25 protein-coding genes, 1 pseudogene and 1 riboswitch are annotated in these 22,673 nt (G+C 63.8%); of the genes and pseudogenes, 17 read left to right on the top strand and 9 right to left on the bottom strand.

All coding sequences use genetic code 11. The features are described 5' to 3' along the window. Positions 1-30: 30 nt before the first annotated feature. The 13 genes from AiwAL_RS10255 (at position 31) to AiwAL_RS10315 (ending at position 11,347) form a co-directional block, all read left to right on the top strand. Positions 31-1,173, top strand: a complete 1,143-nt coding sequence (locus AiwAL_RS10255; RefSeq protein WP_235704302.1) for a deoxyguanosinetriphosphate triphosphohydrolase — start codon at positions 31-33, stop codon at positions 1,171-1,173. Positions 1,174-1,183: 10 nt separating this feature from the next. Beyond that, positions 1,184-2,974, top strand: a complete 1,791-nt coding sequence (gene argS / locus AiwAL_RS10260; protein ID WP_235704303.1) for an arginine--tRNA ligase — start codon at positions 1,184-1,186, stop codon at positions 2,972-2,974. Positions 2,975-2,989: 15 nt separating this feature from the next. Next, on the top strand, positions 2,990-3,766 hold the full coding sequence (locus tag AiwAL_RS10265) for an SPOR domain-containing protein (protein ID WP_262312648.1): 777 nt from the start codon (positions 2,990-2,992) through the stop codon (positions 3,764-3,766). A 7-nt stretch (positions 3,767-3,773) separates the two neighbouring features. Then, complete coding sequence (gene nagZ, locus AiwAL_RS10270) at positions 3,774-4,700, top strand: beta-N-acetylhexosaminidase (RefSeq protein ID WP_235704305.1); 927 nt, start codon at positions 3,774-3,776, stop codon at positions 4,698-4,700. Further along, on the top strand, positions 4,697-5,392 hold the full coding sequence (locus AiwAL_RS10275; protein WP_235704306.1) for a site-2 protease family protein: 696 nt from the start codon (positions 4,697-4,699) through the stop codon (positions 5,390-5,392). The genes nagZ and AiwAL_RS10275 overlap by 4 nt, the downstream gene beginning before the upstream one ends. Next, complete coding sequence (locus AiwAL_RS10280) at positions 5,379-6,146, top strand: ScpA family protein (protein ID WP_235704307.1); 768 nt, start codon at positions 5,379-5,381, stop codon at positions 6,144-6,146. Before AiwAL_RS10275 ends, AiwAL_RS10280 begins: the two co-directional genes overlap by 14 nt. Next, positions 6,139-6,699, top strand: coding sequence for an SMC-Scp complex subunit ScpB (scpB, locus tag AiwAL_RS10285; protein WP_235704308.1), 561 nt, complete (start codon positions 6,139-6,141; stop codon positions 6,697-6,699). The genes AiwAL_RS10280 and scpB overlap by 8 nt, the downstream gene beginning before the upstream one ends. Before the next feature lie 48 nt (positions 6,700-6,747). Further along, positions 6,748-7,194, top strand: a complete 447-nt coding sequence (tatB, locus tag AiwAL_RS10290; protein ID WP_262312649.1) for a Sec-independent protein translocase protein TatB — start codon at positions 6,748-6,750, stop codon at positions 7,192-7,194. A 9-nt stretch (positions 7,195-7,203) separates the two neighbouring features. Beyond that, positions 7,204-7,998, top strand: a complete 795-nt coding sequence (gene tatC, locus AiwAL_RS10295) for a twin-arginine translocase subunit TatC (RefSeq protein WP_235704310.1) — start codon at positions 7,204-7,206, stop codon at positions 7,996-7,998. A 185-nt stretch (positions 7,999-8,183) separates the two neighbouring features. Further along, a complete protein-coding gene (gene serS / locus AiwAL_RS10300) occupies positions 8,184-9,467 on the top strand; it encodes a serine--tRNA ligase (RefSeq protein ID WP_235704311.1) in 1,284 nt (427 codons plus the stop codon). A gap of 92 nt (positions 9,468-9,559) precedes the next feature. Then, entirely contained in the window at positions 9,560-10,429 is an 870-nt protein-coding gene (locus AiwAL_RS10305; protein ID WP_235704312.1) for an MBL fold metallo-hydrolase, read from the top strand. A gap of 4 nt (positions 10,430-10,433) precedes the next feature. Continuing rightward, a complete protein-coding gene (locus AiwAL_RS10310) occupies positions 10,434-10,871 on the top strand; it encodes a YeeE/YedE family protein (protein ID WP_235704313.1) in 438 nt (145 codons plus the stop codon). After that, positions 10,871-11,347, top strand: a complete 477-nt coding sequence (locus AiwAL_RS10315) for a DUF6691 family protein (protein WP_235704314.1) — start codon at positions 10,871-10,873, stop codon at positions 11,345-11,347. The genes AiwAL_RS10310 and AiwAL_RS10315 overlap by 1 nt, the downstream gene beginning before the upstream one ends. A gap of 54 nt (positions 11,348-11,401) precedes the next feature. On the opposite strand, the gene AiwAL_RS10320 is transcribed toward AiwAL_RS10315, so the two are convergent. The 6 genes from AiwAL_RS10320 to thiC form a co-directional block, all read right to left on the bottom strand. Continuing rightward, the gene (locus AiwAL_RS10320; protein WP_235704315.1) at positions 11,402-12,802 is read right to left on the bottom strand and encodes an arylsulfotransferase family protein; all 1,401 of its coding nucleotides are present in this window, start codon (positions 12,800-12,802) and stop codon (positions 11,402-11,404) included. A gap of 334 nt (positions 12,803-13,136) precedes the next feature. After that, a complete protein-coding gene (locus AiwAL_RS10325; protein WP_235704316.1) occupies positions 13,137-13,532 on the bottom strand; it encodes a helix-turn-helix transcriptional regulator in 396 nt (131 codons plus the stop codon). 86 nt (positions 13,533-13,618) lie between these two features. Continuing rightward, on the bottom strand, positions 13,619-14,383 hold the full coding sequence (locus AiwAL_RS10330) for a thiazole synthase (protein WP_235704317.1): 765 nt from the start codon (positions 14,381-14,383) through the stop codon (positions 13,619-13,621). A 1-nt stretch (position 14,384) separates the two neighbouring features. After that, positions 14,385-14,591: a sulfur carrier protein ThiS gene (gene thiS / locus AiwAL_RS10335; RefSeq protein ID WP_235704318.1), complete on the bottom strand. Its 207-nt coding sequence runs from the start codon at positions 14,589-14,591 to the stop codon at positions 14,385-14,387. Beyond that, positions 14,588-15,709, bottom strand: coding sequence for a glycine oxidase ThiO (gene thiO, locus AiwAL_RS10340; RefSeq protein ID WP_235704319.1), 1,122 nt, complete (start codon positions 15,707-15,709; stop codon positions 14,588-14,590). Before thiO ends, thiS begins: the two co-directional genes overlap by 4 nt. A 4-nt stretch (positions 15,710-15,713) precedes the next feature. Beyond that, positions 15,714-17,534, bottom strand: a complete 1,821-nt coding sequence (gene thiC / locus AiwAL_RS10345; RefSeq protein WP_235704320.1) for a phosphomethylpyrimidine synthase ThiC — start codon at positions 17,532-17,534, stop codon at positions 15,714-15,716. A gap of 52 nt (positions 17,535-17,586) precedes the next feature. After that, a riboswitch (TPP riboswitch) is annotated at positions 17,587-17,695 on the bottom strand. Between the two features lie 89 nt (positions 17,696-17,784). On the opposite strand from thiC, the gene AiwAL_RS10350 reads away from it, so the two are divergent. The 4 genes from AiwAL_RS10350 to tmk all read left to right on the top strand — a co-directional run bounded on the left by AiwAL_RS10350 (position 17,785) and on the right by tmk (position 21,147). Continuing rightward, complete coding sequence (locus tag AiwAL_RS10350) at positions 17,785-18,447, top strand: DsbA family oxidoreductase (protein WP_235704321.1); 663 nt, start codon at positions 17,785-17,787, stop codon at positions 18,445-18,447. A gap of 54 nt (positions 18,448-18,501) precedes the next feature. Beyond that, the gene (locus AiwAL_RS10355) at positions 18,502-19,461 is read left to right on the top strand and encodes a lytic transglycosylase domain-containing protein (RefSeq protein WP_262312650.1); all 960 of its coding nucleotides are present in this window, start codon (positions 18,502-18,504) and stop codon (positions 19,459-19,461) included. Then, the gene (locus AiwAL_RS10360; protein ID WP_235704323.1) at positions 19,458-20,363 is read left to right on the top strand and encodes an SPOR domain-containing protein; all 906 of its coding nucleotides are present in this window, start codon (positions 19,458-19,460) and stop codon (positions 20,361-20,363) included. Before AiwAL_RS10355 ends, AiwAL_RS10360 begins: the two co-directional genes overlap by 4 nt. A gap of 127 nt (positions 20,364-20,490) precedes the next feature. Continuing rightward, the gene (gene tmk, locus AiwAL_RS10365; protein ID WP_235704335.1) at positions 20,491-21,147 is read left to right on the top strand and encodes a dTMP kinase; all 657 of its coding nucleotides are present in this window, start codon (positions 20,491-20,493) and stop codon (positions 21,145-21,147) included. Positions 21,148-21,329: 182 nt separating this feature from the next. Here the strand turns inward: tmk and AiwAL_RS10370 are convergent, their stop codons facing one another. The 3 genes and pseudogenes from AiwAL_RS10370 to AiwAL_RS10380 all read right to left on the bottom strand — a co-directional run. Beyond that, complete coding sequence (locus AiwAL_RS10370; protein WP_235704324.1) at positions 21,330-21,563, bottom strand: isochorismatase family protein; 234 nt, start codon at positions 21,561-21,563, stop codon at positions 21,330-21,332. Further along, positions 21,547-22,347: a hypothetical protein gene (locus tag AiwAL_RS10375; RefSeq protein ID WP_235704325.1), complete on the bottom strand. Its 801-nt coding sequence runs from the start codon at positions 22,345-22,347 to the stop codon at positions 21,547-21,549. Before AiwAL_RS10375 ends, AiwAL_RS10370 begins: the two co-directional genes overlap by 17 nt. Then, positions 22,340-22,673, bottom strand: a pseudogene (locus AiwAL_RS10380) (hypothetical protein); the annotation flags it as partial. The gene AiwAL_RS10375 and the pseudogene AiwAL_RS10380, both read right to left, overlap by 8 nt.

The raw sequence follows: 22,673 nt of genomic DNA on the forward strand, positions 1-22,673 counted from the left end.
GACGGCGCCAGCCTCCTGTAAGCCGGGCACATGTCGCTCGCCCCCTATGCCGTGTGCGCCGGCGCCTCGCGCGGCCGTCAGCACCTGGAACCGGACAGCAATACGCGGTCGCCGTTCCAGCGCGACCGCGACCGCGTGCTGCACAGCAATGCCTTCCGCAAGCTGCAGTATAAGACCCAGGTTTTCGTGATCCATGAGGGCGATTTCTACCGCACGCGCCTGACCCACAGCCTGGAGGTCGCACAGATCGCGCGCAGCATCGCCCGCAGCCTCGGGCTCGACGAGGATCTGACCGAGGCCCTGGCCCTTGCGCATGATCTCGGCCATCCGCCATTCGGCCATGCCGGGGAAGCAGGGCTGAATGCGGCCCTCGATGCGCATGGCGGGTTTGACCACAACGCACAGAGTCTGCGCAGCGTGACCTTCCTGGAACACCGCTATGCCGGTTTCGACGGCCTGAACCTCACCTGGGAAACCCTGGAGGGTATCGCCAAGCATAACGGCCCGGTATTCGACCCGCCCGACTATATCGCCCGCTTCGACCGTGATTTTCCGCTCGACCTCGCGCGCCAGGCTTCGGCCGAGGCGCAGGTAGCGGCCCTCGCGGACGATATCGCGTATCACGCCCATGATATCGACGATGGCTTGCGCGCCGGGCTGTTCGGTCTGGACGATCTTGCGCATCTGCCGGTAGTCGGCGTCGCTCTTGCCGAAGCACGCGGCCTGACCGCCGATCCTCGGCGCATCCGCGCCCAGACGGTGCGTCAGACGATCGGCGTCTTCGTCACCGGCGCGCTCGCCGAGAGCCGCGCGCGGCTTGATGTTCTGGCACCAGAATCATCCGATGCGATCAGGAACACCGACGGTCCCGTGATCGGCTTTTCGGCCGATCTTGCCGCCGCAAACCACGCGATCCGCGAATTCCTGTATGCCCGGATGTACCGTCACTGGCGAGTCAACCGCATGACCCACAAAGTCGAGGCCGTCGTGCGCGAGATGGCGAATCTGTTCCTCGCCCGCCCAGATTTGCTGCGCGACGACTGGCGCGACCGGGCTGGATCGCCGAACAGCGAAGCCGCCGCCGAGGCGGTGCGCGACTATATTGCAGGCATGACCGACCGTTTCGCGCTCGACGAACATCGCCGCCTGACCGATCCGCATTCCGCCGCCTGAAGGTATAAAAATGTCCGAAAACCTGTTCGCCGAGTTGCGCGGTATCGTGCTCACGGAACTCGCTACACTGCATCCCGGATTGCCGGAGGACGCGCTTTCGCGCATCGAAATCACCCTCGCGCGCGATCCGGCGCATGGTGACGCAGCGACCAACGCGGCACTGATCGCGGCCAGGCCGCTGGGACTCCCACCGCGCGAAATTGCTGCTGGTCTTGCCGTGAAGCTCGCCGCGAGAGAGGAAATCGCCAGCGCCGAACCGGCCGGCCCCGGCTTCGTCAATGTCACGCTCGATCATACCGTCTGGCATGCGCAGCTTCCCGCGATCCTGCGTGCGGGCGAAGCCTATGGCGCAAGCCGGATCGGCCGGGGCAAGCGGGTCAATATCGAATATGTCTCGGCCAACCCCACCGGCCCGATCCATGTCGGCCATACCCGCGGCACGGTGGTCGGCGATGCGCTCGCCAATCTGCTCGCCAAGGTCGGTTACGAGGTAACCCGCGAGTTCTACATGAACGACTCGGGCGCACAGGTGATCGCGCTCGCCTGGTCGGTCTATTGGCGCTACCTTCAGGCGCTCGGGACCACGCTCACCGAAGTCGAATTTGCCGCCGCAACCCCGACCGGATTGCAATATGGTGGCGCATATCTGGCGCCGCTCGGCAACACGCTCGCCGAACGCCACGGCGCTGCCCTCGCTGGTCCCGGCCTCACCGTGGCTGAAGCTGAACTCTGGCTCGATACCGTCCGCGATTTCGCGGTCGCTGAAATGATGACACTGATCCGCGAGGATCTCGCCGCCCTCGGCGTTCACCATGATGTATTCACCAGCGAGGGCGCGCTGATTGCCGCCGGCAAGATCGAAACCGCGCTCGATGATTTGGCGACACGCGGCCTGCTGTATGAGGGCGTGCTGGAGCCGCCCAAGGGCAAGACGCCGGACGATTGGGAACCGCGCGAGCAGACCTTGTTTCGCTCCACCGAATTCGGCGACGACGTGGATCGCCCGGTGCGCAAATCCGACGGCTCCAACACCTATTTCGCCAACGACATCGCCTATCATGTGGACAAGATCGCGCGCGGCTTTTCGCTCCTGATCGACGTCTGGGGCGCCGACCACGGCGGCCATATCAAGCGGATGCAGGCCGCCGTGGCGGCTCTTCGCGGCGGCACCGGGGCGTCGCTGGAAATCGTGCTGTGCCAGATCGTTCGGATCATGAAAAACGGCCAGCCGATGCGCATGTCCAAGCGCGCCGGAACCTATATCGCGCTGCGCGACCTGATCGACGAGGTCGGCGCAGACGCGGTGCGCTTCATCATGCTGATGCGCAAATCCGACGCGCAGATGGAATTCGATCTCGACGCCGCGGTGGCTCAGACCCGCGAGAACCCGGTATTTTACGTGCAATACGCCCATGCGCGCTGCCGCTCGGTGCTGCGCGCCGCCGCCGAAATGCCCGAACTCGGCGCGACTGGCGATGCATCCCTGGCCGAGATCGATGTCTCGACACTGACCGCACCGGAGGAACTTGCGCTGATCCGGCGGCTCGCCTCCTGGCCGCGCCTGCTGGAAGGCGCGGCGCTTGCGCGCGAACCGCACCGACTCGGATTCTTCCTGTATGATGTCGCGGGCGACTTCCATGCGCTGTGGAACAAAGGGCGGGAGGATGCGAATCTGCGGTTCATCCGTAACGATGCGGTGGCCGAAACCCGTGCGCGGCTTGCCCTGGTCGCGGCAACCGCCATGGTCATCCGGTCCGGTCTCGCGGTAATGGGAGTAACGCCGGTCGAGGAAATGCGCTGAGCGGAGTCTTTTGCCATGGACGACCCGAATATCGACATCCCGCCCTACGCCTCGCCGAGGTTGCGGTCCCGCGGCGTCGATTCGGCGACCAAACGGATGGCGACGGTGGCGGGCGGACTCGGTATAGCGATCATCCTGCTCGCCCTGGTCTGGAGCGGCGTGCATACCGGGCTCGGCCCGCCGCCGGTCGTCAAGCCGCCGCCAGGCCCGATGCGGACCGCGCCGGTCAATCCCGGCGGGCTGCAAGTTCCCGGCGCGCACGAGCAGATCATGTCCGGTACGACCGCATCCGGACCGCCGCAACTTGCACCGACGCCGCCACCACCGGATTTCGCGAAGCTCGACCGGGAGGCCAAGCAAGCCAAGCTGGCACAAGCCAAGCCCGGCCGGTTGCGTCCGCTGCCGCCGCAAGCCACGCCGGCACCCCGAAACTCCTCTCAAGTTGCATCCCTGCCGTTGCCGCCGCCTGTCGTGGCAACACCACCTGCCCCTACGGTTGCTCCCGCCTTGCCGCCGATGTACGCGCCGACCCAGGCGGCAAGCACCGGGCCCTACGCAGTGCAGCTTGCCGCGCTGACCTCGATGGCGAAGGCGAACCAGGCATGGCAGACGCTGGTTGCCCGCGTGCCCGACATTCTCGGCAGCGAAAAGCCGCTCGTCGTCCCCGGCGTGATTCGCGGGGAAACCTTCTACCGGCTTCGTCTCGCCGGGTTCGCCAGTGCCTCCGCCGCCGCGACGTTCTGCGCCCGGCTCAAATCACGCGGCGTTACCTGCTACATTCCAAAATCATGAGCGAAGTATGAAAGCCGCGATTATCGGCATCGCCGGCACTGCCTTGACCGGGGCCGAGCGTGCCTTGCTGGAGGCAATGCCGCCCGCCGGGGTGATCCTGTTCGCGCGGAATATCGAAAACCCCTTACAACTCGCTGATCTTGTGGCCGACCTCCGATCATGCCTGCCGTCCGATGCGGTTCTGATGATCGACCAGGAGGGGGGCCGCGTCGCCAGGCTGCGGGCACCGCATTGGACGGAGCTGCCCGCCGCCGCCACGCTTGGCGCATTGTTCGCAACCGACCCCTATGCCGCCCGCAAGGCGGCACGCGCCCATGGCGCCGCCCTCGGCGCGCTCGCCCGTGGAGCCGGATTCGATGTCGTGACCGCCCCGGTGCTCGACGTTCCGGTCGCCGGTGCTGACGCGGTCATCGGCGATCGCGCCATCAGCACCGATCCCATCGCGGTGGGTGCGCTTGGTGCGGACATCGCCTGGGGATTGCTGTTCCAAGGCATTCAGCCGGTGATGAAGCACTTGCCCGGCCATGGACGGGCGACCATTGACAGCCACGCCGGCCTACCACGCATCTCCGCCACCCAGTTCGACACCGATCTTGCACCTTTCGCCGCCAATAGCGAGTTGCCTTGGGGCATGACCGCCCATATCGTCTATGAACGCTGGGATGCCGAAAATCCGGCGACTTTTTCTCATCGCGTCATTGCCGACGTGATTCGGGGCAAAATCGGATTTCGCGGCATTCTGGTCAGCGACGATCTCGCCATGGGTGCGCTCGATGGCCCTCCCGAAATCCGTGCTACTCGCGCTCTCGCCGCCGGGTGCGACATCGCGCTCTATTGCCCCGGCGCTCTCGATGACAACCGCGCCGTGCTCGCCGCCTGCCCCGATCTCGACCCGTCCCAGGCAGCGAAGCTCAAGGCGCGCCCACCATCATGACCGCGAGCACGATCCGCTCCATCCTGATCGGCGTCATCGCCTCGGTCTTGGCGATCGTCCTGCATGAGCTGGCGCACGGTTTCACCGCGCTCGCCATGGGCGATCGCACCGCGCTGCGCGCCGGCCGGCTTTCGCCCAACCCGCTGCGTCATGTCGATCGGTTCGGCACCGTCATCCTTCCGCTGATCTTGATCGCGGCTCAATTGTTGACCATCGGGCGGGTTGCCTTCATGTTCGGCTGGGCCAAGCCCGTGCCGATCGACCCGAGCGGATTTCGCGATCCGCGCCGGGGCATGGCGATCGTTGCGGCGGCCGGACCGGCGGCCAATTTCGTTCTTGCCCTGATCGCCGCGTTTCTGCTTGCGGCTCTCGGCACCCATGGATGGATCGCTGATTTCCTGCTCTATTTCCTGTTGTTCAACGTGGTGCTCGGCCTGTTCAATCTGGTGCCGCTACCGCCTTTCGACGGCGGGCGCATCGCGGTCGGCATCCTGCCGCTGCACGCCGCCCGCGCCCTCGCTCAAGTGGAACGACTGGGCATTCTAGCGATCCTGCTCGTGGTGTTCATCCTGCCGGCTGCGCTCGGGCAGTTCGGCGTGCATTTCAACCCGGTGGGCGACGTGCTCGACCTTTTCGTGCCGCGCGTCGCGACCTTCTTTCTGCATCTGGCGGGCGTTCATGGCGGATATTGATTCCGCGCCGCCCACCGAGGCGTTCATCGTCCAGCTCGATGGCTTCGCCGGCCCGCTCGATCTTCTGCTCGATCTCGCCCGCGCCCAGAAGGTCGATCTCGCCAATATCTCGATCCTAGCTCTTGTCGAGCAATATCTTGCGATCATCGAAGGCGCGCGGCGCATCCGCCTCGAACTCGCCGCCGACTGGCTGGTTATGGCGGCATGGCTTGCCTGGCTGAAATCCCGCCTGCTGCTGCCTGAAGATGAAACCGCGGCCGAGGAAGGCGAGATCGCCGCCGATGTTCTGGCCGCGCGGCTGCGTGCGCTGGAAGCGATTCGCGCGGGTGCTGCCTGGCTCAATGCGCGGCCGCAGCTCGGGCAGGACGTGTTCGAGCGCGGCGCACCGGAAGATTTCACCGAAATCGATCGCTCCCGCCTGAAACTCGATCTGCCGGCACTGCTTGCGGCTTATCTCGCGGCGCGGCGGCGCTCCGGCGCGAAACGGCAATACCGGCCGAAGCCGATTCTCTACTGGACGGCTCAGCAAGCCCTTGAGCGGTTGACAAGGATGCTCGGCTCGGTGCCGGGCTGGACCGACATCGCCGCCTTTCTTCCCGAACGGCGCGAAACTCCGCTCGCTCATCGCGCGGCGCTGTCCAGCACGCTGATCGCCGGACTGGAACTTGCGCGCGGCGGCGATGCGTCGCTCCGCCAGGATGCGCCGTTCGGCCCAATCCTGATCCGGCCCGGCGCGGAGCATCGAAATGACTGACTACCCCCATGCCGAGCGCCTGCTCGAAGCGGTGATTTTCGCGAGTCGCGAGCCGGTGCCGCTGCGCGCGCTCGCCACGCTGCTACCCGACGGCGCCGATCTCGACGCTACGCTCGCCGCGATTCACGCCCATCACGCCGGCGGCGGTATCGAGCTTGTCGAAGCCGGGCAGGGGGTGATGTTCCGCACGGCACCCGATCTCGCGTTCGCCTTGCGCCGGGTAGTGGAAGTGCCGCGCCGCCTGCCGCGAGTCGCGATGGAAACGCTGGCCATCGTCGCCTATCACCAGCCGGTTACCCGTGCCCAGATCGAGGAGATCAGGGGCGCCAGCCTGTCGCAATCGACCCTCGATGCGTTGCTCGAAGCCGATCTAGTCGCCCCCGCCGGCCACAAGGAAGTACCCGGCCGGCCCACGCTGTGGGCGACCACCCCGCATTTCCTGGTTCAATTCGGCCTGAAATCGCTTCGCGATCTGCCTAGGCAAACCGATCTCTTGGTCGAGGCAGCGTCTTCATCTGCCGACACGCATGAGCCGGGCCCCGCCGATCCTTGATTTTGGGCGCGGTGCTGCTAGCACAGGCGCCGGTTCAAGCGGGCGAGAATGTTCGGATTTTCCTGGTCAGAAATTGGCGTGATCCTGGTCGTGGCGCTGGTCGTCATCGGACCCAAGGATCTTCCCGTGGCGATCCGCACGGCGAGCGCCGCCTTGCGCAAAATGCGCGGGCTGGCCAGCGAGTTTCAGGGCCATGTCCAGGAGCTGCTGCGCGAGGCCGATCTCGCCGATGTCGGCGCCGAACTGCGCAATCTGCGCAATTTCGATCTCGGCAGCGTGATGGATCGCCATATCGACCCGGACGGCGAACTCCGCCACGCTTTCGATCCGGCGAGCGGCGATCCGCAGGACATGGCAGTGCCGGAGATCGGCGCCGACGCCGCCGAGACTCGGGATGAGGAGCCGGTGATCAACGCGCCCGCCTTCATTCCGCCGGACGCGGCGCGGCATCACCCGATGCCCGCCTTCATTCCGCCCGGCACCCGCCTCTGGTAGGGTAGAATCATGGATTCCGTGAACGACGCGCCGAAACCGGACGAGATCGACGACAAGGAAATGCCGCTGCTCGACCATCTGGCCGAGCTGCGCCGCCGGCTGCTGTGGTCCGCGGCGGCGTTCCTGGTCGCATTCCTGGTCTCCTATTATTTCGCCAAGGACGTTTATTACTTCCTGGCTCAGCCGCTCGTTCACATCATGAAGGAGCGCGGCCAGAAGCCGGAACTGGTCTATACCGCGCTCTACGAGGCGTTCTTCACCTATGTGAAGGTGGCGATTTTCTCGGCGGCGTTCATCTCGTTTCCGATCATCGCCTCGCAGATCTGGCTGTTCATCGCCCCCGGCCTGTACCGGAGCGAAAAACGCGCGCTGCTGCCGTTCCTGATCGCAACGCCGGTGCTGTTTTTCGCCGGCGGCGCGTTGGCCTATTATATCATATTTCCAAATGCTTGGAAGTTTTTCCTGAGTTTCCAGACGAACCCGAGCAATACGCATTTCCAGATCGACGTGCTGCCGCGCGTCAGTGACTACCTCAATCTGGTGATGAAACTGATCTTCGCGTTCGGCCTCTGCTTTGAGTTGCCGGTGCTGCTCACCCTGCTCGGCCGGGTCGGCATCGTCACCGCCGCCGGACTGAAGAAATACCGCCGCTACGCCTATGTCGGCTGTTTCATCGTTGCCGCCATCCTCACCCCGCCCGACGTATTCACCATGACCGGCCTAGCGATTCCACTCATCGCGCTGTTCGAGATTTCGATTTTTGCGGTGAAGCTAGCCGAACCGAAGGTGGACGCCGATGCCTGAGGCGTCATTGCGACCCAGAGCGGAGCGAAGGGAAAGGAATCCATCAAGCGGTATGAAACGTCACGGCGATTGCGAGGGCCGGAAGTCGGGCTTTGCTACCGGCGTGCGGGGTGGCGGAGCCATGGATTGCTTCCCCTTCGCTCCGCTCTGGGTCGCAATGACGGGCGGAATGGGAACTGATTTCGATGCATGATTTGAAGGCGATCCGGGAAAACCCGGAAGCGTTTGACGCAGCGATGAGACGGCGCGGCGTATCTCCTGAAACAATCGACAAGGTAATCTCGAACGAAGATGAGCGGCGAACGCTTGCGGCCGAGCTTCAGGCTTTGAAGACGCAGCGCAATGAGATTGCCCAGCGTATTGCTGTGAACCGGCGACAAGGATTGAATACGTCGGATGACGAGATCGCTGGAACGACTCTGAAACTGCATATTTCTCAACTGGAAAACAAGGAACGGGAAAACAATTATCGGTCGCAGGATACTGTTCAAAGTCTGCCGAATATTCCTGATAACGACGTCCCCGAAGGCCCCGACGAAACCCATAACGTCGAGCAGAAACGCTTTGGCTCCATAAAAAACTTCGAGTTCGCGCCCAAGCAGCATTTCGAGATCGGCGAAGCCCTCGGCCTGATGGATTTCGCCGCCGCCGCCAAAATCGCGGGCAGCCGGTTCACTGTTCTGCGCGGCGATCTCGCCCGGCTGGAACGCGCGCTCGGCCAGTTCATGATCGACCTGCACACCACCGAGCATGGCTATACCGAGGTTTCGCCGCCGCTGCTGGTCAATGACGCAACCATGTTCGGCACCGGACAACTGCCGAAATTCACCGACGATTCGTTCAAGACCACCGATGGCCGCTGGCTGATCCCCACCGCCGAAGTGCCGTTGACCAATCTGGTCGCCGGCGAAATCCTCGACGGCGCAAAGCTGCCGCTGCGCTTCACCGCACTCACGCCGTCCTTTCGCTCCGAGGCCGGATCGGCCGGGCGCGACACCCGCGGCATGTTGCGTCAGCACCAGTTCTGGAAGGTCGAACTGGTCTCAATCACCACGCCGGACGCCAGCACCGACGAACACGAGCGTATGACGCGCTGCGCCGAGGCGGTCCTGGAACGACTCGACCTGCCCTATCGCCGTATGCTGCTCTGTGCCGGCGACACCGGGTTTTCAGCCGCCAAAACCTACGATCTCGAAGTGTGGCTGCCAGGACAGGGAACCTATCGCGAAATCTCCTCCTGCTCGAATTGTCGCGGGTTCCAGGCGCGGCGGATGAATGCCCGCTTCCGGCCAGCACCGAAGGACGGCAAGCCAGCGAAGCCCGACTTTGTCCATACGCTGAACGGCTCCGGCGTCGCGGTCGGCCGCGCCCTGATCGCGGTGCTGGAGAACTACCAGAACGCGGACGGCTCGGTGACGATCCCCGAAGCCCTGCGTCCCTACATGGGTGAAAAACAGAACATCGGCTGACCACATGCCCGTCATGCGCGCAGCCGATTTTCCTTGATCGGAAACATATTCGTTGTTATGAATGTGTAAGGCACGAACCAGGAGGCGTGATCATGACCGCCACCCCGACCGTCATTCCGCACTACGATCCGGCGACCAGCACGATCAGCTATATCGTGGCCGATCCGGCCACCAGCCGCGCCGCGATCGTCGATTCTGTGCTCGACTACGACCCCAAGGCCGCGCGGGTCTCCACCGCCTCGGCCGATGCGTTGATCGCCGAGGTTCGCACGCGCGATCTGGCGGTGGACTGGATCGTCGAAACCCATGTCCATGCCGATCATCTCTCGGCGGCGCGCTACATTCAGAACAAACTCGGCGTCGGCACGGTCGGCATCGGCGACCATATCGCCCCGGTACAGCGCGATTTCGCCGATATCTTCGACATGGGCGCCGATTTCCCGACCGACGGCCGCCAGTTCGACCATCTGTTCACCGATGAGGAACGCTTCGCGATCGGCGCGATCGAGGCGCGCGCGATCTACACGCCGGGCCATACGCCGGCCTGTATGTCCTACCTCATCGGCGATGCTGTGTTCGTCGGCGATACGCTGTTTATGCCCGATTACGGTACGGCACGCTGTGATTTCCCTGGCGGCGACGCGCGGGCGATGTACCAGTCGATCCAGCGCCTGTTCGCCCTGCCGCCGGAAACCCGCGTGTTCACCGCGCATGACTATCAGCCCAATGGCCGTGCACCCGCATGGGAGAGCACCATCGCCGAGCAAAAGGCCAGGAACGTTCAGATCAACGAGAGCGTTACCGAGCAGGACTTCGTCGCGAAGCGCAATGCGCGCGATGCCACCCTGGCCGCCCCCGTGCTCATCCTGCCTTCGCTCCAGGTGAATATCCGCGGCGGCGATCTGCCCGATCCCTCCGGTAACGGGCGGCGCTACCTGAAAATCCCGCTGAACGTGATCTGATCCGATGCTCCTGCCACCTCCCGTTCCGACGCCGTTCACCCCGGTGCTCGCGCTCGCTGGCGGGCTGATGATCGGCGCTTCCGCCGGGCTGCTCTGGATCGGCATCGGCCGGATCGCAGGAATCAGCGGCATTGCCGGTGGATTGATCGAGCGCGCCGAGCGGGATTGGCGGCTCGCCTTCGTTTTCGGCCTGCTGCTCGCCGGCCTTTTCGCCCGGATGCTCGGAATCGCTCCCACGATCCATCTCTCGGGCTCGGTGCCGCTGCTCGCCTTCGCCGGTCTTCTGGTCGGCTGCGGCACCGCGCTGGGCGGTGGATGCACGTCCGGTCACGGCATTTGCGGTCTGTCGCGCGCCGCGCCACGCTCGATCGTCGCCACCCTCGTCTTCATGGTGGTCGCCGCGACCGTGGTGTTCTTCACGCGCACGTTTGGAGGATCTTGATGCGCGTTGTGATCGCCTTCGCATCCGGCCTGTTGTTCGGCGCCGGATTGCTGGTCTCCCACATGGCGGACCCCGCGAAGGTCTTGAATTTTCTCGATGTCGCACGCCGCTGGGACCCAAGCCTCGCCTTCGTCATGGGCGGCGGGCTGATCGTCACGAGTCTCGCTTTCGCGCTTGCTCGGCGGCGCGCCCGGCCGCTCGTGGGGTCGGGCTTTCCGGTGCTGCCGCGCCACGGAATTACGATGCGGCTGACCGCGGGCGCTAGCCTGTTCGGCGTCGGCTGGGGCCTGATCGGTCTCTGCCCCGGTCCCGCGCTGGTCGCGCTTCCGCTCGATCCGGCGCGCGTCGCCGTGTTCGTGATTGCGATGCTCGCGGGACTGTGGGGCGCCCGCCTAGAGCAATATGGCTTTAAGTGGAATCGCGCAGCGATCCACAAAGCCATGAAATTGCTCACCCAAACAAAGAGCAGAGCGTGATCGACTGAAAGTCACCTACGAACTTCCGAATCGGGACGCTAGACTGACAGCACCCTATGCGGGCGTGACGCCGGCGGGTACCCAGCTGAACGGTACGGCCTGCGCCCGGTATACCGCACGAACGGCCACTTTTCTGCCGCCAAAGAGCCAGGAGCCAGAGTATGGGCTAACGTACTCCCACACGATTTTGCCTGTTGGAGTGATCTGAAAGATGCGCCCATCCATGCCTTCGTCTATCAACGTATTGCCGTTGGGAAGCCGTTGAGCATTACCGATGAACGAGGTGTAGAAAGACCAGGGTGGCTGACCGGAATTGATGGCGGTGTACTCCCACACGATTTTGCCGCGTACTGGGTTAATCTCGAGGACACGCGATCCTGAGTATTTGCTGATCAGGACAGGAGGGTATCCAGAGCCTCCCTGGTCGTCGAGCAACAGGAGATTGCCGGCACCAGGTAGACCCTTCGGGATAATGTGGGCGTTATGTTGTCCGGCAAGCTGGTCAACAGGTCGCGGGAGCCTCGAATTGTCGGCGCGTTCGTCAGGATCATAGAATCCGTTTCGATAATAGGGGCCCATTCGCCAGACGACCTTGCCGGTCTTTTTACTGATGATCACGATAAAATTGGCTTTTCGGGAATCGATCATGATGTTGTCGGGCGCAAAACGGTGATCACCCCCGTCGAACCATTTGTTGGGGCCGAGCGGACGCATATCGTTGATTTCAAGATAGCCCCAGGGATTCATTTCCGTTTCAGCTGCGACTTTGTTTCGGAGGAATGTCCAGCCCTTTGCCGACAGGCCGAACTCTTCGAGGTGGTCGCCCGCCCACCATTGCCAGACAAGTTTTCCAGATGGGTCGACTTCATAGATACCCTGATCGATCACCTCTTTCGAGCCGATGCTTTTGATGGTCCGTGGACGGGCGGTCAGGAGCAAGGTGTTGCCGTTCGCAAGTCGCGCCCAGTCATGGTTCTGGTACGCCGCACCCCCCGGCGCTTGGGTGCCCCAATGCCATACGATCCGCCCAGCCCAATCGAGTTCGCCAATCACCTTGTTCGAGAGGATCCCGCCGGTTTTGTCGTGACTCGCTTCGATCTGTAGAAGGGTATGACCGAGTTTTTCTCCAACCAACGCGGGGTCAATGATACGACCGGGAAACCCGTAATAGTTCCAACGGTGGACCTCATTACCCTGCATGTCGATGACACGGGTTTTGCCATCGGGGGTACTGAAAACGATTAGACATTTATAGGCTAAATCGGGGTCATGGATGGTGACCCCGGTAGGAAAGACGGACGGAGTGGCTTCGGCTTGCCGAAGCCGCGAGCCAAAAGCACCAACAAATGTGGCACAGCAGGCGAGTTTAGCAAAATTCCGTCGCTGAAAGCGGAGGTTACCTTTGTGCCGATAGGCAGACTCTGCCGGATCCTGATGACGGTCAGGATTGCTCATGTAGAATTCCCACCCTTAGGAAGGTTAAAGACATAATCGTCTTCGGAGGTTAACCGAAAAGATCTGAGATGATCATCTCCGTCACCGGATTTGCCAAGCCGCGATTGCTCCAATTTTTTTGGTTCAACAGTCGATGTCATATAGCGTGGAACGCGGCGTGGGTGAGACCGGAAATACACATCATAGATTTACGCTTATGATGGGAATGTCCAAGCAAACTCGCGCGGAGGGAATGTCAAAGCAAACTCGTGCGGCGGGAGCGGGAGGACGGCGAACGCCCCGGCCAAAATGGAGAACCGTGCGTCCTAGCCGCCGATCGGATCGGCAGGGCAGGTCAACCGGCGGTTTCGCCTGCGCCATCCTGGGTGCAAAACAGCCGGTAGAGCAGGCCGATAACCTCTCGCGCCGCGTCGCTTCCGAGCGCGTAATAGATGGTGCGCGAATCCCGCCGCGTCGTCACCAGCCCGTCTTGCCGCAGCCGGGCAAGCTGCTGGGACAAATGCGCCTGCCTGATGCCAAGCTCGCGTTCCAATTGCCCGACCGAGGCTTCGCCAAGGGCCAGATGACACAGAATCATGAGCCGGTGCGGATTGGCGATGCAGCGCAGGAATTGCGCAGCACTTTGCGCGTTTTGCGTCATCGCGTCGAGAGCGATGCCCGCCGCACCGGAACTGTCAGGAAAGCCCGGCGGCACCGGCGCTGGCCGAGCCGCATCGATGGCATGACGCATTTGGTTTCCCCGCTGCCAAATCGCCGAAACGTTAAATACTATGGTCCAGATCGCGATGGTTTGGCAACCTGCGGCCAGCGGAGACGTCAGGCGCCGACCAGGCCGAGTTCCGGGCTGGACGCTTCGGCGCGCAGGCGCCTCGGAATTCGCCCCGCGTGGCGCGCGTCGTACCCGGCGCGCACCGCATCGCGCATCGCGCGCGCCATCCGCACCGGATCATGGGCACGGGCGATGGCGGTGTTGAGCAGCACGGCATCGCAGCCGAGTTCCATCGCGAATGTGGCGTCGGATGCGGTGCCGATTCCGGCATCAAGCACCACCGGCACCGGACTCTGCGCGCAAATCCGCTCGATGTTGTAAGGATTGGCGATGCCCAACCCCGAGCCGATAGGTGAGCCGAGCGGCATCACGGCGGCGGCGCCGAGATCGGCGAGCTTGCGGCACAGGATCGGGTCGTCAGTGCAATAAGGCAGCACGGTGAATCCCGCTTTCACCAGCTCCGCGGTTCCCTGAAGCAAAAGCTCGGCGTCGGGATAAAGCGTTTCCCGATCCCCGATGATCTCGAGCTTGATCCAGCCTGTCTCCAGCGCTTCGCGGGCGAGTTCGGCGGTCAGCACCGCATCGCGCACCGTGGCGCAGCCCGCCGTGTTGGGCAGCAGCCGGTAGCGGCTGCCCAGTGTATCGAGCAGCGACCCGCCATAGGCATCGAGGCTGATGCGCCTGATCGCCATGGTGACCAGCGATGGCTCGCCGGCATCCAGCGCATCGAGCAGAACCTGCTGGTTCGGATAGGACGCCGTGCCCATGAACAGGCGTGATGCGAATGAGATATCGGCGATGGTCAGCGCCATTTCAGCCGCCCCCGACCGCCCGGACGATTTCGATCGAATCGCCGGATTTCAGCCGCGTCGTCGCCCAGGCCGATTTCGGCACCACGGCATCGTTCAGCGCGATCGCGAGCCCTTTGGTCTGTTCCAGACCCTTGGCGTCGAGCAGGGCGGCGATGGTCGGCGCGAACGGCTCGAACGCGCCATTGACCCTGATGTCGTCTTCGCTCATGCGGCACTCCTCAGCCTGTCGAAGCGGTCGGCGCCAAAACCGGCGATGCGGGCATCGGCCTGCCCCGACAGAATGGTCGCCGCCATTGCATCGGCGGTCACCGGCGTGAGCAGAATCCCATTGCGGTGATGGCCGGTCGCGAACTGCAGGCCGGGCAGCGCCGACGGCCCGAGGATCGGCGCGTCGTCGCGCGAGCCGGGCCGGAATCCCACCCAGGTTTCGATCACCGGCAATTCCTCGATGCCGGGCAGAGCGCGCCACGCGCCGTCCAGCAATGCATAGAGCCCGCCGGCGGTGATCCGCGTATCGAAGCCGCGCTCCTCGACGGTCGCCCCGACGATCAGTCGGCCATCCGCGCGCGGCACCAGATAGGCGCGCGGCGCCCAGACGACATGACGGAGCAGCGGAGCGGCGGCGTCCATCCGCACCGCCAGCATCTGGCCTTTCACCGGCTGCACCGGCGGGGATGCGATCGGCAGATCGAATGCGCCGGACCACGCGCCGGCGGCGAGCACCACGGTATCGGCCGGATGCATCCCGTCCGGCGTCGCCACGCCGCAAACCCGCCCCTGCGCGGTCTCGATGCGCTCGATCGGCGCATGGTCATGCAGAACGCCGCCCGCGCGCAGAAATGCCTCGACCAGCGCGGCAACCACGCGCCGGTTATCGACCTGGATGTCGCCGGGCGAGAACACCGCCCCGGCGAGGCCGGGCGCCAGATACGGCTCGCGTTCCCGCGCCTCGGCGGGGGTGAGCCATTCGAGCGCAATGCCCTGACTCTTTTGAAAAGCCATGTCGTGGCGCAGTTTCGCGGCATCGTCGCGGTTCAGCGCCACCAGCAGCGTGCCCTCGCGGCGCAACCCGACGCCGATCCCGGACGCCGCTTCGAGTTCGGCGGCGAAATCCGGCCAAAGAGCGAGCGAGGCGCGATTGAGCGCCCCAAGCGCCGCTTCGCCCGGCTCGGTCTCGCACGCGGCGGCGAGCATTCCGGCGGCGGCGTTGCTGGAGCCCTGACCGGCGGTAGCGCGCTCGAAAATCGTCACCGCCGCGCCGCGCTGGGCGAGCCGCCAGCCGATGGCGAGGCCGATCACCCCGCCGCCGATGATGGCGATCGTCATCGCGTTACTCCGCCGGTTCGGCTTCCACATAGAGTTTTCCGCCGGTTTCGCGGAATTCGGCGCTTTTCCGTTCGAGGCCGGCCAGTCGCTCGGCGTCGGCGCGGATGTCCTGGGTGATCTTCATCGAGCAGAATTTCGGTCCGCACATCGAACAGAAATGCGCGACCTTGTGCGCCTCCTTGGGCAGCGTTTCGTCATGGAACGCGCGCGCGGTATCGGGGTCGAGGCCGAGGTTGAACTGATCCTCCCAGCGGAACTCGAACCGCGACCGGCTCACCGCGTCGTCGCGCAGCTTCGCCGAAGGATGGCCCTTGGCGAGATCGGCCGCATGGGCCGCGAGCCGATAGGTGATCACCCCGGTTTTCACGTCGTCGCGGTTCGGCAGGCCAAGATGTTCCTTCGGCGTGACGTAGCAGAGCATCGCGGTGCCGAACCAGCCGATCATCGCCGCCCCGATCGCCGAGGTGATGTGATCGTAGCCGGGCGCGATATCGGTGGTCAGTGGGCCGAGCGTGTAGAACGGCGCCTCGTGGCAGACCTTGAGCTGGCGGTCCATGTTCTCCTTGATCTTGTGCATCGGCACATGGCCGGGCCCTTCGATCATCACCTGGCAGCCCTTGTCCCAGGCCCGCCTGGTCAGCTCGCCGAGCGTATCGAGTTCGGCGAACTGCGCCGCATCGTTGGCATCGGCGATCGAGCCGGGGCGCAAGCCGTCGCCCAGCGAGAAACTCACGTCATATCTGCGCATGATGTCGCAGATTTCGTCGAAACGCTCGTAAAGGAAACTCTCCTTGTGATGCGCCAGACACCAACGCGCCATGATCGAGCCGCCGCGCGACACGATGCCGGTGACGCGCATGGCGGTGAGCGGAATATAGCCGAGCCGCACGCCGGCATGGATGGTGAAATAATCCACGCCCTGCTCGGCCTGCTCGATCAGCGTGTCGCGAAACACTTCCCAGTCGAGCTTGTCGGGATCGCCGCCCACCTTCTCGAGCGCCTGATAGATCGGCACCGTGCCGATCGGCACCGGCGCATTGCGCATGATCCAACTGCGGATGTTGTGGATGTTCCGCCCGGTCGACAGGTCCATCACCGTGTCGCCACCCCAGCGGATCGCCCAGACCAGTTTCTCGACCTCTTCGGCGGCACCGGACGTCACCGCCGAATTGCCGATATTGGCGTTGATCTTGACCAGGAAGTTGCGGCCGATGATCACCGGCTCCAGTTCAGGGTGGTTGATGTTGGCGGGAATGATCGCGCGGCCCGAGGCGATCTCGGCGCGCACGAATTCCGGCGTGATGAATTCGGGAATCGCCGCACCGAAATCCTCGCCGTCGGCGCGGCGCTCGGCGGCACCCTCGGCGGCTTTGGCGCGGCCGAGATTTTCCCGATGGGCGACGAAAATCATCTCCTCGGTGACGATGCCGGCGCGGGCGAATTCATACTGGGTGACCGGCTTGCCCGCGGCACCCGCCAGCACGCGGCGCGGCGCGGGGCAGGGCGGGACCAGCCGATCGGCGGCGGCAAAACCGTTATCCTCGGGTTTTACCGCGCGCGGCGCCACGGACTCGAAGCCGCGGCCCGCGAGCCACGGCGCGCGCAACTGAGGCAATCCGGCATCGAGGTCGAGGCGGAAATTCGGATCGGTGAACGGACCGGACGTATCATAGAGGCAGAACGGCGCCTCGTTGGCCGAAGGATGCAGATCGACCGCGCGGAACGGCACCGCGATATCCGGCCGATCGGGCGGCGCCGAATAGAGCTTGCGCGACCCGGCGATCGGTCCGGTGGTGACGATGGCGGGTTTGGTCTGCACGGTCATTGTCTCGCTCCTCGCTCCTCGCTTCACGGTGGGCGGTGCGGCGTCGAGCGGTGCATCCTGCAAATCCCGTCCCTCCGCCGGTGCGACCCGGATCAGGTTCAAAGGGTTGCCGCATGAACAACGACTCTCAGCGCCTGTCTGGCGCACCCCTCGGAATGCCCTACCGTGGGTCGGTATTCCACATCTGTCAAGAGCCGTCGGATTATGCTTTGCGTCGGTCGCGGCTTCGGTTAGATGAATCCTTGTGAATATGGTCCTGCCCAGGCTGCCGCGGATCACGGTCGAAATCGTTTTCGATTTCGTGTGCCCCTGGTGCTATCTCGGCATCAACCGATTCAGCCGGTTGCGGGCGCGCCGGCGCGATTTGCCGGTGCAGCCGGTTTGGCGGCCATTTCTGCTCAATCCTGATATGCCACGGCTTGGCATGAGCCGCATCGATTACGCGACCCGCAAATTCGGCGGTGAGGACCGAGCCCGGCGTTTTTATGCCGCGATCAGTGATATCGCGGCAGCTGAGGGCTTGCCAGTCGATTTTGCCCGGATCAGGCGCACGCCGAGCACCGTGGATGCGCATCGGCTCGTCCGTTTTGCCGCCCAGTCGGGCCGCGCCGAGGACCTCGTTCTCGCGATTTTTCAGGCCTATTTCTGCACCGGCGCCGATATCGGCGACAGCGATACGCTTGCGGAACTCGCTGCTTCGATCAGGCTTGATCCGGCCGCCGTTCGCCGGTTTCTCGCTTCGGATATCGCGGTCGAACAGGTCCATGCCGATAACCTTCACGCCCACCGGCTCGGCATCAACGGCGTGCCCTGCTTCGTGATCGACGGAGCGAGCGCGATCGCCGGCGCACAGGAGCCGGACGTTCTGGAACGGCTGCTTGAACTCGCGTCCTGCGACGTCACGCCGTTTTAGCGCTTAGGTTTGCGCCATCTTTCGTCCGTTTGCGCCGCGTGGCACAAGAGACGCATGCAACGCCGCCACATCATCGCTTCCCTGCCGCTCGCCGTCACGTTCGCGCGGCCCGCCCATGCCGCCGATTTCAGCGCATTTCTTGCCAGCCTGCACGCACGCGCCCGCGCGGGCGGCGTTCCGCCGGCGATCGTCGATCAAGCCCTTGCCGGGCTTACGCCCAATGCCCGCGTCATTCATCTCGACAGGCATCAGCCGGAATTCACCCTAACCTGGGCGCAATACAGCGCGCGCGTTGTCACCGCCACACGGGTCAAGCACGGCCATGGCAAGGTGGCGGCGATGCGTCCAGTGCTCGAAGCGGTCCGCCGGCGTTTCGGCGTCTCCGCGCAGCCGATCATGGGAATCTGGGGCATCGAGACCGATTTCGGCGCCATTCAGGGTAATTTCCAGGTGATAGATTCGCTCGCGACCCTCGCCTGGTTTCGCAACAGTACCTATTTCGCCAATGAGGCGATCGCCGCGATGAAAATCGCCGCGCGCGGCGATGCGCCTTTGCCGCGCCTGATCGGCTCCTGGGCCGGAGCGATGGGGCAGCCGCAATTCATGCCGAGCGTCTATTTGAGCACGGCGGTGAATTTCTCCGGCCGGGGCACGCCGAACATCTGGACCAGCGCGCCGGATACGCTCGCGTCGATCGCCAATTATCTGCGCAAATCGCGTTGGGTGCCGGGATTGCCGTCGAGCGAGCCGGTGCTGATCCCTTCGGGATTCGATGTCGCACTCGCGGGGCGCAGCCATCGCCTGCCTCTGGCGCGCTGGCAGGCGATGGGCGTGCATCGCCTTACCGACGCCGTGTCCTTGCCGCCGGCCACCGAGGCATCACTGCTTCTGCCCGACGGCCCGACCGGCGCCGCCTATCTCGCTTTTGCGAATTTCGAGGCGATCCGGCGCTATAACCCGTCCGATCTTTATGCCCTTGCCGTGGGCGAACTCGGCAGGTTGATCTTCACGTGACCCACCATCCGCTTCGCGCCGTTCTTTCGCTTGCCGTCACCGCACTGACGCTGGCGGGTTGCGTGTGGCATCATCGGCGGCCGGGCCCCACACCAACCGGCGCACGCTACATGATCGGCAGTCCCTATGCCGCCGATGGCCAATGGCATTACCCGCGCGCTTTCGGAACCTACGACCGGACCGGACTCGCGACCATCATTCCGCCCGGTCATGCCGCCGCCACAGCGAATGGCGAGGCATTCCACCAGACCGGACTGATGGCGCAAAGCCCGGTGCTGCCGCTGCCCTCGCTGGTGCGGGTCACCAACCTGGTCAACGGGCGCAACCTGACTGTCCGGGTAAACGATCGCGGACCGGCGATGCCAGGCCGGATCATCGCGGTGACGCGCACGGTGGCGCGGCGGCTCGATTTCCCGTCCGGCGGCGTGGTGGAGGTGCGTGTGCAATTGCTGGCCGGCCGATCCGCAGCCCTGCAAGCGGCGCTGGGCGCCGGTCCGCATCTGATCGCCGCCCCCGTCGCATCGGTCCAGGCCAGCGCCTTGCCGCCGCCGCCCGACGCCGCTGGATCGGCCGGCCCGTCCGGCATGGGAAGCGCAGCCCCCGCCGCACTCAAACCGGAACCCGCCGGACCTGCCACTCACTTGTCCGGCACCGTGCGGCAGGGAACACCAGACCCCGGCCCGCTCTATGTCGAAATGGGCGGCTTCGGTTCAGGCGGCGATGCACAAGCCCTGCTGTTCCGGCTTTCGGGAATGCCAGGTGAAGTGGTGCCGCAACCCCGCGAAGGCCGCAGATTCTATGCCGTCCGGCTCGGTCCATATCGCTTGGTCGCGGCCGCCGATGCGGCGCTGCGGCAGGTGCTTCAACGCGGCGTGCCCGATCCTGAAATCGTCGTTCATTGAAGCCCGAGCGCGGCATTTTCATTACCTTCGAGGTCGTTTATATCTCACCGTGCGATGGTCTCAAATCAGAAGGCGTAAAAGGCGAACAGATCATGCATCCTGATTCGAGACAGTGAGCGTGTCTCAGATGGGCTGCCTGAACGGCCTGTTTGTCGTCGCGGAGGGCGGTGAGGGTGCGGGCAAGTCATCTGCCCTGGCCCGGATCGCCCCGCGCCTTGAACGGCTTGGGCATGCTATCGTAATGACACGTGAGCCCGGCGGCACCCCCGAAGGCTCGGCGCTGCGATCTTTGCTTCTTGCTTCCGGCCGACCGACTTGGGAGTCTGCGGCCGAGCATCTCTTGATGGCAGCAGCCCGAGTACAGCACGTAAGACGCATAATCAGACCTGCGTTGGAGCGAGGTGCGGTGGTGATCTGTGATCGCTTCGTTGGATCCACGATCGCATATCAAGGAGCCGGTCGAGGCTTATCGCAGGAGTTCATACTCCAAGTACACGCACAAACGACTGGCGACATTTGGCCCGATCTGACGTTGTTGTTCGACATCGATCCAAAGATCGGTATCGCACGTAGCCGCAAACGTTTGCACGAAACGGAATCGGACGAAGGTCGGTTCGAGGCTGTCGAGTTGGCTTTTCACGAGCGAGTACGAGCGTGCTACTTAGAGCAAGCCGCTGCCAAGCCGGATCAGCACTGCGTGATCGATGCGAGCGGATCGCAGATCGAAGTGGCAGAGCGTGCCTTCAACGCGGTTGTCGGGTTGCTCGATCGGCGCAAAGCTTGACGGGTTGGACGCCCCCGACGGCATCGGAGGGCAGTGACTGCACCCGTTACTCGCGGTCATACGAGAACTGGATGCCTGCGGTGCCAACAACGATGAACAATTCGCTCATTGTGGATTTCCTCTGCGATTGTATGGCGGCCACCATCAGGCGGCCGCCACGCTATTCGCCGATCACGGATCTCTTACTGTTTGAAGTCCTTTTCGGGATTCGAGCCGTCCCAATTCTGGAAAACATCCATGAACCCAGGAACGGTTTTGTTCCGAGCCCAGTCGCGCTGAAGTTCACAATAGAGTTGAGTTTTGCTGATGAGTTGAGCGCCTGCCTGTTCCACACGACGCAGCGCGGCCTCATGCGCCGCTACCGAGGTTCCGCCGACAGCGTCCGCGACAACATACACCTCATAGCCTTCCTTCAAGGCGTCCAGCGCAGGGAAGGCACGCTTCTGTCCAGAGCGCGGTCATGATCAGCTTCTTGCGACCCGTGGCTACAACGGCCTTTTTGAACTCGACATCCTCCCAGCTGTTGATCGAGGTGCGGTCATAGGTCGGATACGCGCTCAGCACGTCCATAACCGGCTTAATCGGAGGTTTGTTTTTTCCCGTCCTGAGATTACCGACCTTCCCCGGATACAAGAGCCCCCGCGCCGCAGCCTCCTCTGCTGCTATGCGGTCCAACGCCTCGTACTTCCGCAGCGCCGGACCCACGCCCGTCACCTCGGCGAGGCGCATGACGTGCACACATTTGCGCTTCTTGCTGACCGGGATGGAGGAGCCGGTCGCGAAGAACGCCCTAAGCGCTGCGGCGTGCTCGTCTACCGTCTTCCGGCCGGCATGTGCCGGCTGTGTGCGCAACCAATTCTCGTACTGGGCCTGCGTCTCATAGGTAATGTCGGACAGCTCCCGAACCGGTCGACCGGTCATCTTCTCGGGGTTGTTCGACATCAGGTACTCGATGAACCTGCAGAGGCCGTAGAACGAAGCACGTGCGGCGGCTGCCGAATGGTCGGCCGTAACATCCATGAACGCGATGAGCAACTCTTCGGCGACGCCTCGAACGGAAGTTTGGCCGAAATCCTCCATTGACAGCGTGACCGGCGAACCGTTGCCCGCCAGAGGTACGAACTCGAAACGCAGATCTCGTCGCGCGGCGGCACGCCGCGCTTTCAGGCCGGCTAAGATCTGAATAGGTGCGTCAGACATCGAGATACATGCCCTGTAGATCGGCCAAGGCCAAGGCCAAGGCCAAGGCCATTAGGTGCCGGTGCTCCGCGATGTGGTCGAGGTAGACCATCGTGGTCTCCATGGAGACGTGGCCCAGCCGTCTGCGCACTTCATCGACAGGGTCGCGGAAGTAGGCGCGGTCGCCGACGCCCAACTTCGAATGAACTAGGTGTTTGATCCCGGACTTTAATGGTGCGATATTTTCCAATAAATGGAAGGAGGCACTATGGTCCAGGTTCTTCATGGTCGCGCCACGACGACAGCGGCGATCCGTCGAGCGATACAGCATAGTCAAGAGAGCCTGA

Source organism: Acidiphilium sp. AL (assembly GCF_025499445.1).
In the GTDB taxonomy this organism is placed as follows: Bacteria; Pseudomonadota; Alphaproteobacteria; order Acetobacterales; family Acetobacteraceae; genus Acidiphilium; species Acidiphilium iwatense.

What these genes read in the sequence shown, in the direction of transcription:
- AiwAL_RS10255 (WP_235704302.1), top strand. Translation starts at nt 31, where the DNA reads ATGTCGCTCGCCCCCTATGCCGTGTGCGCCGGCGCCTCGCGCGGCCGT.
- argS (WP_235704303.1), top strand. Translation starts at nt 1,184, where the DNA reads ATGTCCGAAAACCTGTTCGCCGAGTTGCGCGGTATCGTGCTCACGGAA.
- AiwAL_RS10265 (WP_262312648.1), top strand. Translation starts at nt 2,990, where the DNA reads ATGGACGACCCGAATATCGACATCCCGCCCTACGCCTCGCCGAGGTTG.
- nagZ (WP_235704305.1), top strand. Translation starts at nt 3,774, where the DNA reads ATGAAAGCCGCGATTATCGGCATCGCCGGCACTGCCTTGACCGGGGCC.
- AiwAL_RS10275 (WP_235704306.1), top strand. Translation starts at nt 4,697, where the DNA reads ATGACCGCGAGCACGATCCGCTCCATCCTGATCGGCGTCATCGCCTCG.
- AiwAL_RS10280 (WP_235704307.1), top strand. Translation starts at nt 5,379, where the DNA reads ATGGCGGATATTGATTCCGCGCCGCCCACCGAGGCGTTCATCGTCCAG.
- scpB (WP_235704308.1), top strand. Translation starts at nt 6,139, where the DNA reads ATGACTGACTACCCCCATGCCGAGCGCCTGCTCGAAGCGGTGATTTTC.
- tatB (WP_262312649.1), top strand. Translation starts at nt 6,748, where the DNA reads ATGTTCGGATTTTCCTGGTCAGAAATTGGCGTGATCCTGGTCGTGGCG.
- tatC (WP_235704310.1), top strand. Translation starts at nt 7,204, where the DNA reads ATGGATTCCGTGAACGACGCGCCGAAACCGGACGAGATCGACGACAAG.
- serS (WP_235704311.1), top strand. Translation starts at nt 8,184, where the DNA reads ATGCATGATTTGAAGGCGATCCGGGAAAACCCGGAAGCGTTTGACGCA.
- AiwAL_RS10305 (WP_235704312.1), top strand. Translation starts at nt 9,560, where the DNA reads ATGACCGCCACCCCGACCGTCATTCCGCACTACGATCCGGCGACCAGC.
- AiwAL_RS10310 (WP_235704313.1), top strand. Translation starts at nt 10,434, where the DNA reads ATGCTCCTGCCACCTCCCGTTCCGACGCCGTTCACCCCGGTGCTCGCG.
- AiwAL_RS10315 (WP_235704314.1), top strand. Translation starts at nt 10,871, where the DNA reads ATGCGCGTTGTGATCGCCTTCGCATCCGGCCTGTTGTTCGGCGCCGGA.
- AiwAL_RS10320 (WP_235704315.1), bottom strand. Translation starts at nt 12,802, where the DNA reads ATGAGCAATCCTGACCGTCATCAGGATCCGGCAGAGTCTGCCTATCGG.
- AiwAL_RS10325 (WP_235704316.1), bottom strand. Translation starts at nt 13,532, where the DNA reads ATGCGTCATGCCATCGATGCGGCTCGGCCAGCGCCGGTGCCGCCGGGC.
- AiwAL_RS10330 (WP_235704317.1), bottom strand. Translation starts at nt 14,383, where the DNA reads ATGGCGCTGACCATCGCCGATATCTCATTCGCATCACGCCTGTTCATG.
- thiS (WP_235704318.1), bottom strand. Translation starts at nt 14,591, where the DNA reads ATGAGCGAAGACGACATCAGGGTCAATGGCGCGTTCGAGCCGTTCGCG.
- thiO (WP_235704319.1), bottom strand. Translation starts at nt 15,709, where the DNA reads ATGACGATCGCCATCATCGGCGGCGGGGTGATCGGCCTCGCCATCGGC.
- thiC (WP_235704320.1), bottom strand. Translation starts at nt 17,534, where the DNA reads ATGACCGTGCAGACCAAACCCGCCATCGTCACCACCGGACCGATCGCC.
- AiwAL_RS10350 (WP_235704321.1), top strand. Translation starts at nt 17,785, where the DNA reads ATGGTCCTGCCCAGGCTGCCGCGGATCACGGTCGAAATCGTTTTCGAT.
- AiwAL_RS10355 (WP_262312650.1), top strand. Translation starts at nt 18,502, where the DNA reads ATGCAACGCCGCCACATCATCGCTTCCCTGCCGCTCGCCGTCACGTTC.
- tmk (WP_235704335.1), top strand. Translation starts at nt 20,491, where the DNA reads ATGGGCTGCCTGAACGGCCTGTTTGTCGTCGCGGAGGGCGGTGAGGGT.
- AiwAL_RS10375 (WP_235704325.1), bottom strand. Translation starts at nt 22,347, where the DNA reads ATGTCTGACGCACCTATTCAGATCTTAGCCGGCCTGAAAGCGCGGCGT.